The organism is Anaeromyxobacter terrae (assembly GCF_022690685.1).
GTDB lineage: Bacteria > Myxococcota > Myxococcia > Myxococcales > Anaeromyxobacteraceae > Anaeromyxobacter > Anaeromyxobacter terrae.
Window position 1 is genome coordinate 98,922 of sequence record NZ_JALCYY010000006.1, and the last position, 12,789, is coordinate 111,710.

Here is a 12,789-nt window from a genome sequence, read left to right on the forward strand (position 1 = left end):
AAGTCACCACCGCACCTAGAGAGGGGAGACACATGACTCGCTCGTTCACCCGCAAGCTCGCGCTCGGCGCGATCGTCCTCGGGGCGACGCTCGCCGCCTGCGCCAAGAAGGAAGAGGCGCCGCCGGCGCCTGCCGCCGCCCCCGTCGCCAAGGTCGAGCCGCTGAAGGCCGCCTTCGTCTACGTCGGCCCGGTCGGCGACTCCGGCTGGAGCTTCTCGCACGACCTCGGCCGCAAGAACGCGCTCGCCAAGTTCGGCGACAAGGTCACGACCACCTTCGTCGAGAAGGTGCCCGAGGGCCCCGACGCCGAGCGCGTCATCCGCGACCTCGTCGCGCAGGGCAACAAGGTCGTCTTCGCCACGTCGTTCGGCTTCATGGACGCGATGGTGAAGGTCGCGAAGGACCACCCGGACGTCTACTTCGAGCACGCGACGGGCTACAAGACGGCGGACAACCTCCGCGTCTACGAGGCCCGCTTCTACGAGGGCGCCTACCTCGCGGGCGTCGTCGCGGGCAAGATGACGAAGACGAACACCCTCGGCTTCGTCGCCTCGTTCCCGATCCCCGAGGTGCTCCGGAACATCAACGCGTTCACGCTCGGCGCCCAGAGCGTCAACCCGAAGGTGAAGACGCGGGTGGTCTGGATCAACTCCTGGTTCGATCCGCCGAAGGAGACCGAGGCGGCGCAGTCGCTCATGAACCAGGGCGCCGACGTGCTGCTCCAGAACACCGACTCGACGGCCGTCCTCCAGGCCGCGGAGCGCAACGGCAAGTTCGCGTTCGGCTGGGACAGCGACATGAGCGCGTTCGCGCCGAAGGCGCACCTCGGCTCGGTCGCGCTGAACTGGACCGTCTACTACGAGAAGTCGTTCGGCGAGATCCTCGAGAAGAGCTGGAAGCCCGAGGTCACGAAGTGGGGCGTCAAGGAGGGCATGCTCGACTTCGTGAAGCCCGCCGCGTTCCTCCCCGAGGACACGAAGAAGGCCGTCGAGACCGCGCGCGAGGGGCTCAAGACCGGCACGGTCGCGGTGTTCAAGGGCCCGGTCGTCGACAACACCGGCAAGGAGGTCCTCGCGAAGGACGTCGTCGCCGACGACGCCTGGAAGGGCGCGATCAACTTCTACGTGAAGGGCGTCGAGGGCAAGGTCCCCTCGGGCAAGTAGCCACGCTCTCACGCAGGATCCCAGCGGCCCCGACCGGCATCGCCGGCCGGGGCCGTTCCTTTCATCCTCGCGCGTTCTTCGACACCAGCTCCGGTCGCGCCGGACGGCGCCGGCGCGCCCTGGAGCTCGCTCGCCGGCGTGAACGGCGACGGGCCCCTCGACCCGGTCGCCAAGTTCGAGACCGAAGAACGTCTCGCAGCCCAAGAGGGTGCCGACGTCGATCCGGCGCGGGCTCGCTCGTCGCCAGATTGGAACCCAGAGGAGAAGCCATGAAATACCTGACGTTCATCCGCCATTCCGAGTCCTATCGCGAGTCCCCGCCGCCTGCGGCGTTGATGGAGGCGATGGGCAAGTTCGTCGAGAAGTCGCTCAAGGACGGCACCCTCGTCGACACGGGCGGTCTGCTGCCGAGCAAGGATGGCGTCCGCGTGCGACTCGCCAGCGGCAAGATCGCCGTGTCCGACGGCCCGTTCTCCGAGAGCAAGGAGGTCATCGGGGGGTGGGCCATCCTGAAGACGGATACGAAGGGCGAGGCGATCCGGATCGCGACCGAGTTCATGGAGCTGCACCGGAAGCACTGGCCCGAGTTCGAGGGCGAGGCCGAGGTGCGGCCGATGTTCGATCCCGGCATGGGCCCGTAGCGCGCCACGCGCCCTTCGGGCGCCCGGCCTACGCGTCCGTCGGCGGCGCCAGCACCAGCACCGAGGGGACTCGCTCCGGGCGCGCGAGCCGCAAGAGCCCGTAGCCAACGCCGGCCAGACCGGTCATGAGCCCCGGCGGCGCGACGTGGGTCGGCGCGCCCAGGAGGCAGCCGCGCGCCGCGATCCCGGCCAGGGTCTCGCGCGCGAGCCGCTGCCCGGCGTCCGTCCACCAGGACTCGTCCACGTGCCGCGCGGCGTGGAGCAGGAGGTCCAGGTTGCCGAGGGCGCCGTGGCAGAGGGAGTGGTTCGACCCGAAGCCGGAGTCGATCGTCGTCTGGAGCGCGATGCGGATCTCCCCGCGAACCTCGGCGTCGTCCAGGTACGGCAGGCCGTCGATCCGGGCCAGGCCGATCCCGGGCGCGCCGTGGCACCAGGCGACCTCGCAGTGCACGTCGGCTGGATCTCCCCCGGGCCGCGCACGGTAGTCCGGCCAGTTGGCCCGCGCCGCCACGAACGTGCTGCGCTCGTACGCGATCGCTGCCTCCGCCGCCCGGCGGAAGCGCTCCTCCCCGCTCCACGCCGCGAGCTTGAGCAGCGCCCACGCGATCCCGGCCGCGCCGTGGGAGAAGCCCGTCAGCGGCCGATCACTCGCGACGTCGGTCCTCCACCCCGCCCCCGCGCCCTGGGGCTGCTGCCTTTGCAGGAGCCGCTCGCCGCAGAGGACGGCCGCCGTGAGCAGGTCGTCGCTCGCGCTGACGCCGTTCAGGACGTGCAGCGCGGCGATCGCGCCCGCCGAGCCGCCGATCACGTCGAGGGTCTCGTCCGCGCCGACCAGCGCCGGCACGTCCGCCGCGAGCGCCTTCGCCTCCTCGAGCAGCGCGGCGTCGTCCCAGAGCACCGCCAGGTGAGAGAGCGTGTAGATGATCCCGCCGAGGCCGGTGAACGCGCCCAGGCCCGCGGCGAGCGCGCCGGAGGCTCTCCCGCGAGCGACGTGCCTCCGCGCGAGGGTGAGCGCCTTCCTCGCGACCCGCTCGTACGACCCGTCCCCGGTGGCGCGCGCCAGGTAGGCCAGGAACATCGAGCAGCCGGAGAGCCCGTCGTAGAGCCCCGGATCCAGCGGGTGGATCGACGAGCGCCCGTCGCCCAGCGGCGACGTCCCGATCCAGCTCGCGCAGGCGTCGCTCTCCACGACGTCCCGGCAGAGCAGGTCTCCCACCGCGCGCGCGAGGTGGATCGGCTCGGATCCGCCCGCCGGGCGCAGCCTCGGCGCCGTCGGGCCGCCGTCGGGGGACGGCGCACTCTTCGCGACGGACGCGATGGCCGCGCGGATGAAGCTCTCCTGCCGCGCGAGGTCGTCCGCGCCGAGGCGGCTCAGCCCCTCGCGGACCAGCGCCATGGCCGGACGGTCGAAGACGTCCGGGATGCGCTCGCCGTCGCTCGTCCACAGGTCCCGCGAGTCGGGGCGGGAGGTGAAGACCGGGACGTCGCCGCGCTGGAGATCCCTCGCCTCCGCCGGGATGAGCCGCATGAGGTGCGGCTGCCGCGCGGCGTCGAGCCACAGGCCGTCGAACGCGTGATCCCAGTCGATCGCGTTCCTGAGCAGGTCGGGGTGATGCGTGGGCCTGAGCAGCATCGCGTAGGTCGCGGTGGGCCTCGCGACGAACCGCACCTCGTCGCCGGCGAAGCGCTCCAGGATCCCTCCGCCCGCGAGGAGCTCGTCGCGCCGCGCCTCGACGAGGCCGTACACGCGCCGGAAGCCTTCGACGAAGGCCGGGGCCCACTCCGCCGCGTCGACCTCCTCGCCGTCCAGCTTCGGGCGATTCCTCGCGACCATCCTCGGCACCGTCGTGCCGTGCCCCACGCGCATCTCGTCGGTCGCCGCCCCCTCCCAGGAAGAGGAGCGGCCCAGCGGGAAGGACTGATCGCTGCTCGCGCCGAAGCCGCTCATGTCGACGACCTCGCCGGAGGCGCCCTGGACGGGCTGGGGCAGCAGCATCACCTGCATGACGGACGACTGGAACGCCGCGATGGCAGGATCGTCGCGCAGGGCCGCGCCGGCGTCGTTGTGGAACATCGTCTCGAGGTCCACGGGCATCGGGTGCTCGCCGGCCGCGATCACGTTCTCGAAGTGCATGTCCCGCGCTCGCACCATCCGGAACGCGGCCAGGTACCCGCCGAGCCTTCGATAGAAGCGCTCGACCTCCTCGCGGCTCGTGCAGGGCTCATGAGCGACGAACTCGGACCAGCCGTAGCCGCCGCGGTCGAGGATCCGCAGGACGCGGAACGGCGCCTCGAAGCCCGCCGCGTTGAGCCACTCGAGGAGCTCGCCGAAGTGGACGTCGACCGACTGGCCGTGGGGCTTGTAGACGAGCTTGAAGCCCGTCGAGAACTCGAGGATCGCGACCGTCTGGCCGCGGCGGTGCGTGTCGCCGGCGCCGAAGCGGATCGCGGAGAGGTGGCCCGCCTCCGCGCCGCCGGGGAGCCTCGCGCGGATGAGCTCCCAGTCGGCGTGCAGCCGCTCCAGGAGCTCGAGGCTGCACTCCAGCCAGCTCGTCGCCTTCGCGTGGAGTGAGCGGAACAGGACCGGGTACTCCCGGGCGATCGCCAGCCGCTCGTCCCGCTCGCGGAGGCGCTCGCAGAAGCCGCGGAAGCGCGCCTCCGGGGTCTCGCCCGTGAGCGTCCCCTGCACGCGGGCGACGTTCAGCTCGAGCACCATCACGACCTCGAGCGCGTGCTCGAGCGTCTCGAGCAGCCGGGGGACGACGAGCCCTTCCGCGGACGCTGCGTCGAACGGGACGCCCCTCGCCGGGATCCGGGCCGCGCGCGCTCGGAACCGGCGGAGCGCCTCGGCGACGAGCGGGTACGCGAGCCACAGGAATCCGTTCGTCCCCTCCTCCGCGTAACGCGCGAACGCGGGGTCGACGTCGTCGTCGGGTGGCGGCGCGAGGTAGAGCGCCTCCAGCTCGCGCGCCCACTCGGGCGGCGCCGCCAGGAGGTCGGAGTAGGCGTCGGGCGGCAGCCCGAGGAGGGTCGCCAGGCCTGCTTCGCTCAGGCCGTCCAGCCGGAGCCGCCGCTGGAGGAGCTCGTCCGCCGAGAAGGGCTCACGCGACCTCCAGCGTTCCAGCGCGGCCGCCCCGCGGCCGCTGACGGGCCTCGAGCCTTCGAAGCGTTCCGCACCTCGCCGGAGGCACGCCGCCCGCTCGCCGAGCGACAGCGCCGAGTAGAGGTGTGGGGTGAGCCCGGACGCGGGAGAGCAGGCCTCGTGAGCCATGAGCCTCGTGACCTCGTTCTGTGCGGGTGGGAGGCCGGCGGCGGTCCCGGCGCGAGCCGAGACGCGCCGCCGGCCGGACGCTGTGTTTCGGGGGCGCCCCGGCGGCGGCCGACGCCGCGCGGGGGGACCGCGCCCCGGGCGGGCGGTGTTTTTGGGGGGGCGCGGCGTCGTCTCCCGCCGGGGCGCGGGGGTCCGTCACATCACCTTCATCGGACCGATGGTGGAGTTGTAGCAGCACTCCGGGTACTCGGTCTTGCAGTTGCTGCCACCGAGCGTGGTGTCCGCGAGCCGCAGCCCGCTGAAGCGCATGGCGCCGAGCCTGGCGCCGCCGACGGCCGCCTTCAGCTCCTCGTCGGACGTCGCGACGAACCCCGTCGGACACTCCGGCACGCTCGCGAGCTCCTCCGCGCTCAGGCTCTTGCGGTACTCGGGATCCTTCCACGCGCGGACGATGTCGATCTTCATTCTGTTGCTCCTCTCGTATTCGGTTGGTGTGTATTGGCCTGCCGTCTCCCCTGCGGCCCTTCTGCCGCGCTGCGGTCCGGCCCTGAAGCTCACCGGTGCCTCGGGAGAACGTGAGGTGGACCGGGGCGCGCGCCGTAGCTGACGCACGCGCCCCTTCGAGGGCGCGGGGCACGCCGCCGGCGGTCCTGCCTGGGCTCGCAGGAAGCTCCTAGCCCCCGATCACCGCGTAGGCGCGCACGGGGAACGTCCCCATGCCGTGGACGAGCGGCGGCGCGGCGTGGAACCGGAAGCCGCCGGGGGGGAGTTGCTCGAGGCCGCGGAGGTGCTCGACCACGGGGATGCCGGCCGCGAGGAGCACGGTGTGCGCCGGCCGGGTGCCGTCCTCCACGTCGTCCACGTTGACCGCGTCGATGCCGACGAGCGCCGCGCCCTCGGCCGCGAGCCACTCGGCCGCCCGGCGCGTGAGGAACGGCGCGCCGCGCGAGTACTGCTCGGTGCCGAAGTAGCGGTCCCATCCCGTGTGGACGAGCACCGCGCGCCCGCGCACCTCGAGCGGCAGCAAGAGCTCGCGATCGACCGCCCGGCCGCCGTCCCCGGCCACGCGCACGACGACGCCCTCGAGATCGGCCATGGAGGCGAGGGACGTCCCCGCCAGATCCGCGCCTCCGGCGAAGCGGTGCGAGGGCGCATCGAGGTAGGTGCCGGTGTTGGCCACCATCGAGATGCGCGCGATGTGGAACTCGGTGCCCGGGGCGTAGCGGGCCCTCGACGCCTCCCGGGTGAGGTGGTCGGTGATCTCCGGGCCGGGCAGGCCCGGGTAGGTCACCATCCCGTGCCGGATCGGATGGCTCAGCTCCACGAGGCGTCGCGCGCCGGGCGTCATGGTGCTCGCCGCCGCCTCACGGGTGCCGATGCGACGCAGGCATCCCGAGCCGATCGACCGTGGCGCTCTCGAAGTCGAACTCGATCAGCACGGCCGGCGCATCGCCGACCACGTACCCGTCGTGGCCCGGGTCGATCGCCACGATCTCCGGTGCCTCGAACTCGACGGTGCAGCCGTCCGGGTACTCGATGCCGATCGCGCCGCTCGCGAGGAAGCCGACGTGCGCGTGCATGCAGAGGTCCGTCGAGACGACCGGCTTCATGTCGGTCGACCAGCGGAACCCCGCCGGATAGATGACGCGCTTCACGCGTGCGCCGCCGGCTCGACCGATCTCGAGCTGCACGCCGCCGATGTCCCGGCGCGTCGCGCCCTTGAGCGGGGCGAACGTCGGCGCACGCCGCTGCGCCGGGCGCCGCGCCGGAGCCGCTTTCCGCTTCGCGACCCTCCCCCGCTCGCCGACCTTCTTTGCGACCCTCGCCCGCCCCCCGACCTTCTTCTTCACCGGCTTCGTCTTGGCCATGGATGCCCACCTCGGCCGCTCTGGGTGGCGGGATCATGCGTGCCCAGGAGCAGAGGGCACCGGAGAAAACGGGTACGCCAGGAAGCGCTCACCCGCTATCCCGACCCGCGCTCGCCGCGCGCGCCGGCTACCGACGCGTGGGGCTCGCGGTGGCGTCCCTCCGGAGCTTGCTCGGCGAAGTCCCCATCATCCGCCGGAACATCGCGATGAACGCGGACGAGCTGCCGTACCCGAGGTCGAGCGCGATGGACTCCACCGACCGCCCCGCCTCGAGCAGCGCGAGCGCGCGCACGACCCGCAGCCGCTGCCGCCACTCGCCGAAGGACATGCCGAGGTCGCGCTGGCACCGCCGCACGAGCGTCCGCTCCGTGGTGTGCACTCGCCTCGCCCACTGCGCCAGGGTCCGCGGATCGTCGGGGCACGCCTCGAGCGCGGCGAGGATGGGGCGGAGGAGCGGATCCTCGGAGGTGGGCAGGTACGTGCCCTGGCGCGGCGCCGCGGCGAGCTCGTCCACGAGCACCTCCACGAGCCGCGCGTCCGCGGGGGTGCGGGGCGTGTCGATCCCGCGCGCGCGCAGCTCTTCGAGGAGCACCTTCAGGAGCGGGCCCACCGCGAGGGCGCACGCCTCGCGGGGGAGCCGGCGAGACCGGTCGCGCGCGAGGTAGAGCGAGCAGAACGTCGCCTCGTGGCGGTTGAGGCCGACGTGCTCCACCTCGGGCGGGAGCCAGATCCCGTACTGCGGCGGCGCGAGGTAGTGGCGGTCCGCCAGCTTCAGCTCCATGACGCCGCTGAACGCGTACACGAACTCGCCCCAGTGGTGGCGGTGACGCGGGTACGACGAGTCCGGCTGCAGGCTGTCCGTCCGGAAGTACACCGGGTGCGGGAGCGTCTCGTCGAGCGGGGTGCGGATGTGCCTCGGCATGGCGACTTCGCTGCAGCGAATGTCCGGATCGCACTATATCGAGGCACCTCGCCAGCGGCATCATCGTGCGCGTGCCGGCGGCTGGGCTGGCGGCAGAGGGGACGGCATGAGCTCGACGCGCAAGGGTCTCGACGGCTTCGTGATGGCGACGATGGTGCTGCTGTGCGCGATCTGGGGCGCGCAGCAGGTCGCGATCAAGCTCGCGGCCCACGACGTCGTCCCGATCATGCAGGTCGGCCTCCGCTCCGGGATGAGCGCCCTGCTCGTGCTGCTCCTGATGCTGGCCCGCCGCGAGGACCTGTCGCTCCGGGACGGCACGCTTCGGCCCGGGGTCCTCGCGGGGGCGCTCTTCGCCGCCGAGTTCCTGTTCGTCGCCGAGGGGCTGCGCCGGACGTCCGCGTCGCACATGGCGGTGCTCCTCTACACCTCCCCGATCTTCACGGCGGTGGGGCTCCACTTCGCCGTCCGCGCCGAGCGCCTCCGCCGCCACCAGTGGCTCGGCATCGTGGTCGCATTCGCCGGGGTCGCGGTGGCGTTCGCGGGCGGCTGGCTCCACGGCGGCGTCTCGACGCGGATGCTCGTCGGCGACGCGCTGGGCGTCCTCGCCGGCGCGGCGTGGGGAGCGACGACGGTGGTGGTGCGGGGATCGGCGCTGTCCGACGCGGCGCCGGCGAAGACGCTGCTGTACCAGCTGGCGGTCGCGAGCGTCCTCCTGGTGGGCGCCGCCGCGATCTCGGGCCAGGCGGCGCAGGTCTCCCTCACGCCCGTCGCGTGGACGAGCCTCCTCTTCCAGGGGGTCGTCGTGTCGTTCGCGAGCTACCTCGCCTGGTTCTGGCTGCTCCGCCGCTACGCCGCGTCCCAGGTCTCGGTGTTCTCGTTCCTGACGCCGCTGTTCGGCGTGACCTTCGGCGTGGTCGTGCTCCACGAGCGCGTCGACGCCGCCTTCGGCGTGGGCGCCGCGCTGGTGCTCGCGGGCATCACCGTCGTGAGCGCGCCGGGACTTCGCCGGCGCGCTCCGCGAGCCGCCCCGACGCCGGCCGGGGCCTCGTGACGCCGCGGGGCTCGTCCCTGGCGCCGGGCGGCGAGCTCGGGTAGGAAACCTTCACTGTGGCCCTCACTCCGCTCAATGCCCTGAACGCCTTCATCGCGGTCGCGCGTCGCCGTAGCTTCGCGGCCGCTGCCAGGGATCTCGGCGTATCCACCTCCGCGCTGAGCCAGTCCGTTCGGCAGCTCGAGGTGCGCCTCGGCGTGACGCTGCTCACGCGGACGTCGCGGACCGTGGCGCTCACGGACGCGGGGCAGCGTCTGGTGGAGAACGCGGGCCCGGCGGTGGATCAGGCGCTCGAGTCGCTGAAGACCGTGTCGGCCCGGCCTGGCGAGGTCACGGGCCGGGTCCGGCTCTCGGTGCCGACCCCGTCGGTGGCGCTCGTCGTCGCTCGACTGCTCTCGCGGTTCATCGAACGGTATCCGAAGGTGGAGGTCGAGGTTCAGGCCGAGAATCGGTTCGTGAACATCGTCGCCGAGGGCTTCGACGCGGGCATCCGCCTCTCGGAGGCCATCGAGCGCGACATGGTCCAGGTCCGGCTCACGGACGCGGGCCGCTTCGTCGTCGCGGCGGCTCCGTCGTATCTTTCGCGACGGGGCATCCCGGAGAAGCCGCAGGACCTCCTCCAGCACGACTGCCTCTGCATCCGCGCGTCCCCCAGCGGAGCGCGTTACGCGTGGGAGCTCGAGCGCGGGAGGAAGACGTGGCGCGTCCCCGTGCAAGGGACGGTCACGACGAACGACCCCGACCTCATGCGACTTCTCGCCGTGGCGGGAGTGGGCCTCCTCTACGCGTTCGAGCCGCAGATCGCGGACGAGCTGCGCCGCGGGAGCCTGCGCATCGTTCTCGAGCAGTACGCGGCAGCCGTTCCGGGGTTCTTCCTGTACTTCCCGAGCCGAGCCCAGGTGTCGCCCGCGTTCAGGGCCTTCGTGGACGTCGCGCGCGAGCTGGCGACCGAGTCGAAGCAGCGATCACGGTGACCGCACGCCTCGCGCCGGGCGGACGTGCTCCCTGCTGCGACTAGCGCCCTGACCGGCGGCGTGGCTTCCGCACGGCGCGGACCCGGCCGCTCGCGCCACCGCCGGCGTAGAAGAGCTCGCCCTGGTCCGACTCCAGCCCGCTCACGCCCGTTCCCGCCGGCATCGTCAGGCGGGTCAGCACCTCGCCCGTCTCGGGGTCGACCTGGCGGATGTCGGCGTCGTCGCCTTCCCAGGTCCCGTGCCAGAGCTCGCCGTCCACCCAGGTGACTCCGGTGACGAAGCGGTTCGACTCGATCGTGCGCAGGATCGCGCCGGTGTCGGGATCGATCTGATGGATCTTCCGGTCGCGGTATTGCCCGACCCACAGCGTACCCTCACCCCAGGCCAGCCCCGAGTCACGCCCGCCGCCGGGCGCCGGGATCGTCGACAGGACCTCGCCGGTCGCCGGATCGATCTTGTGGATGCGGTCCCCCGCGATCTGGAAGAGGTGCCGGCCGTCGAAGGCCGTCCCGGCATCGCAGGCGACGTCCAGGGCTCGCACGATCCTGCCGCTCGCCGGCTCGAAGGCCTGCAGCTTCTCGCCGCTGGCGAACCAGACCCGGCTGCCGTCGAAGCTGACGCCGTGCACGTGCGGTGCGCCGGGGAAGGGCCCGTACTCGCGCACGGTCTCGGCCGGTTGCTCCGTCTCGCTGACCTTGCTCATCGCCTGCTCCTTTTCTCTCTCCCTAACCGAGCCCGTCGGAGACCGGGAGCAACAAGGTCGTCGCGAATCCGGCCACTGGCGCGGAGAGCCAGCGCTGGGAGCGGCCGCGGCCCAGCGCGCGAACCTGGCCGGCCTCCTCGAGGGCGACCAGGGCCCGCTGCACCGTCCGCTGGCTGGCCCCAAGGGCCTGAGCCAGCGCCGAGGTCGACCAGGCCTCGCCGTCGGCGAGCAGCGCCAGGACGGCGGCGTCGGGGCTCTCGATCGGTGGCGCCAGCAGCCGCACCGTGCCGGCCCCTCGCGCCACCAGGCGAAAGCCAACCGCGGTGGCCCGGATCTCGGCGAGCGGCCGCAGCTCTCGACGCAGGCGCCCGATTCCGACCCGCAGGCGCGCGCGATGGGATGGGTTCGTCCGGCGCGCGCCGAACGCGCGCTCGATCAGGCCGTCGCGCGCCGCCTCGCCGGGCCACGCCTCCGCCAGACCGTACAGCAGCGCGAACAGCGCCGGCCGGCGTGAGAGCCGCACGACCCGCTCTCCCCGGCGCGCCACCCGCCGGCAGCCGTCGACGACCAGGTCCGGTGAGGCGAGTACCGCCTCCACCTCCGCCAGGGTCAGGGACCGCGCCTCGCCCGCGGCGACGAGGCGCGCCGCCGGCAGCACGAGGGTCCGTCCCGCCTGCTCGACCTCCGCGCACAGCGCCCCGATGCCCGACCGCTCCGCCGCCGCCCGCGCGCCGGCGAGGGCCACGCGCGCCTGCTCTGCTCGCCCGCGGCGGAGCGCGATCTCGAAGGTGACCAGGGCGGCGATGGCCGCGAGGCGGGCGGGCCCGGCGCCGAGCTCGAGCGTCGCGCACGCGGCGTCCGCCTCGTCCACCCGGCCGAGCAGCAGGAGACGACGGATCTGCAGCAGCCGGGCGTGGGCCGCGTTCTCCCGGTCCCCGCGAGCGGCGAACGTGCGCAGGGCTTCGGCGAGCGCCCGCGGCGGCCAGGCGAGATCGCGCGCCGCCAGCGCCACCTCCGCCTCCGCCGTGAGGCACCGTGCCCGCGCGAGCGTCTCGCGCGGCCCGAAGCCCTGCGCCGCGCGTCGCAGCAGCTCCCGCGCGCGCCCCAGGTCCGAGAGCTGGGCCATCGCGATCCCGCGCAGCGCGAGCGCCGCCGGGTCGTCCCGCAAGGCGACGCGCTTGAGCGCGCCGAGCGGATCTCCCGCGCGCAGCGCGCGCCCTGCCGCGGTGATCGAGGAATCCATCGTCCGATCCTAACCGCGTCGTCCTTGTTACTCCCGCCTCGCTTCGTCGGCCTTTACGACTCGTCCTGTGCAGGGGCTGAGCCCTGCCGAACAACGAGAAGGGAAGAGACGATGAACGCACAGAGAATCGAAGGAGCGGTCGCCCTGGTGACGGGCGCCAACCGTGGCATCGGGCGAGCTCTGACCGAAGCGCTCCTGACCCGGGGCGTGAGGAAGGTCTACGCCACGGCGCGCAATCCGGAGGCGCTGCGCGCCGTGCGTGACGAGCGGCTCGTTTCGCTGCGGCTCGACGTGACCGACGCGAACCAGATCCGCGCGGGCGCAGAAGCGGCTTCGGACGTCGAGCTCGTCTTCAACAACGCCGGCGTGGTGCTTGCCAGAGGAATCGCGGATTCAACGCTCCTCGACCAGGCCCGGCGCGAGATGGAGGTGAACTACTTCGGGCCTCTGCAGCTGCTCCACCGCCTGGCGCCGACGCTGGCCAGGAACGGCGGGGGGGCGGTCGTCAACATCGGCTCGGCGGCCGGCCTGACCAACCTCCCCTTCTTCCCGACCTACAGCGCCTCGAAGGCCGCGCTCCATTCGCTGACCCAGGCCGCGCGTATCCTCCTCGGGGCGCAGGGCACCTCGGTCTTCGGCGTCTACGCGGGCCCCGTCGACACCGACATGGCCCGTGAGCTTGCGCTGCCGAAGACCTCGCCGCGTGACGTGGCGTTCGCGATCCTCGACGGCATCGAGACCGGGCAGGAGGACATCTTCCCGGACCCCTTCGCCGTGGAGTTTGGTCGACAGTTCGGGTCCTCGCCGAAGGCCTCGGAACGACAGATCGCCGCAATGGCCGCCGCGATGCTGTCGGGATCCGCGGCATGAACGAGCGACCTTTCGCCCGAGCAGCCGACGAACGCGGGACGGAAGGGGACGAACGATGAAGGACACCCGCAGGAAGGAGAGAA

General features: G+C 72.7%; 12 protein-coding genes. 5 read left to right on the top strand and 7 right to left on the bottom strand.

Annotated features, from left to right (window positions below; translation table 11 throughout):
• The first annotated feature begins 32 nt into the window (after window positions 1–32).
• Complete coding sequence (locus MNY62_RS04260) at window positions 33–1,163, top strand: BMP family ABC transporter substrate-binding protein (protein ID WP_242342858.1); 1,131 nt, start codon at window positions 33–35, stop codon at window positions 1,161–1,163.
• Between the two features lie 269 nt (window positions 1,164–1,432).
• Window positions 1,433–1,804, top strand: coding sequence for a YciI family protein (locus MNY62_RS04265; RefSeq protein ID WP_242342859.1), 372 nt, complete (start codon window positions 1,433–1,435; stop codon window positions 1,802–1,804).
• A 28-nt stretch (window positions 1,805–1,832) separates the two neighbouring features.
• Here the strand turns inward: MNY62_RS04265 and MNY62_RS04270 are convergent, their stop codons facing one another.
• From MNY62_RS04270 to MNY62_RS04290, 5 genes are all read right to left on the bottom strand, one after another.
• Window positions 1,833–5,075, bottom strand: a complete 3,243-nt coding sequence (locus MNY62_RS04270) for a type 2 lanthipeptide synthetase LanM family protein (protein ID WP_242342860.1) — start codon at window positions 5,073–5,075, stop codon at window positions 1,833–1,835.
• 195 nt (window positions 5,076–5,270) lie between these two features.
• Window positions 5,271–5,540 (bottom strand): mersacidin/lichenicidin family type 2 lantibiotic, encoded by a 270-nt coding sequence (locus MNY62_RS04275; RefSeq protein ID WP_242342861.1) that lies wholly within the window; start codon window positions 5,538–5,540, stop codon window positions 5,271–5,273.
• Window positions 5,541–5,748: 208 nt separating this feature from the next.
• Window positions 5,749–6,423, bottom strand: coding sequence for a cyclase family protein (locus MNY62_RS04280; RefSeq protein ID WP_242342862.1), 675 nt, complete (start codon window positions 6,421–6,423; stop codon window positions 5,749–5,751).
• Between the two features lie 16 nt (window positions 6,424–6,439).
• Window positions 6,440–6,943 (bottom strand): cupin domain-containing protein, encoded by a 504-nt coding sequence (locus MNY62_RS04285; RefSeq protein WP_242342863.1) that lies wholly within the window; start codon window positions 6,941–6,943, stop codon window positions 6,440–6,442.
• Between the two features lie 127 nt (window positions 6,944–7,070).
• Complete coding sequence (locus MNY62_RS04290; protein ID WP_242342864.1) at window positions 7,071–7,865, bottom strand: AraC family transcriptional regulator; 795 nt, start codon at window positions 7,863–7,865, stop codon at window positions 7,071–7,073.
• 106 nt (window positions 7,866–7,971) lie between these two features.
• Here MNY62_RS04290 and MNY62_RS04295 point away from each other — a divergent pair, with 106 nt between their 5' ends.
• Together MNY62_RS04295 and MNY62_RS04300 are read left to right on the top strand one after the other, a co-directional pair.
• Complete coding sequence (locus MNY62_RS04295) at window positions 7,972–8,916, top strand: DMT family transporter (RefSeq protein WP_242342865.1); 945 nt, start codon at window positions 7,972–7,974, stop codon at window positions 8,914–8,916.
• 56 nt (window positions 8,917–8,972) lie between these two features.
• Entirely contained in the window at window positions 8,973–9,890 is a 918-nt protein-coding gene (locus tag MNY62_RS04300) for a LysR family transcriptional regulator (protein ID WP_242342866.1), read from the top strand.
• Between the two features lie 40 nt (window positions 9,891–9,930).
• On the opposite strand, the gene MNY62_RS04305 is transcribed toward MNY62_RS04300, so the two are convergent.
• Together MNY62_RS04305 and MNY62_RS04310 are read right to left on the bottom strand one after the other, a co-directional pair.
• Window positions 9,931–10,593 (bottom strand): Vgb family protein, encoded by a 663-nt coding sequence (locus MNY62_RS04305; protein ID WP_242342867.1) that lies wholly within the window; start codon window positions 10,591–10,593, stop codon window positions 9,931–9,933.
• A 22-nt stretch (window positions 10,594–10,615) separates the two neighbouring features.
• A complete protein-coding gene (locus MNY62_RS04310) occupies window positions 10,616–11,836 on the bottom strand; it encodes an HTH domain-containing protein (protein WP_242342868.1) in 1,221 nt (406 codons plus the stop codon).
• 111 nt (window positions 11,837–11,947) lie between these two features.
• On the opposite strand from MNY62_RS04310, the gene MNY62_RS04315 reads away from it, so the two are divergent.
• Window positions 11,948–12,706: an SDR family oxidoreductase gene (locus MNY62_RS04315; RefSeq protein WP_242342869.1), complete on the top strand. Its 759-nt coding sequence runs from the start codon at window positions 11,948–11,950 to the stop codon at window positions 12,704–12,706.
• The last annotated feature ends 83 nt before the right edge of the window (window positions 12,707–12,789 follow it).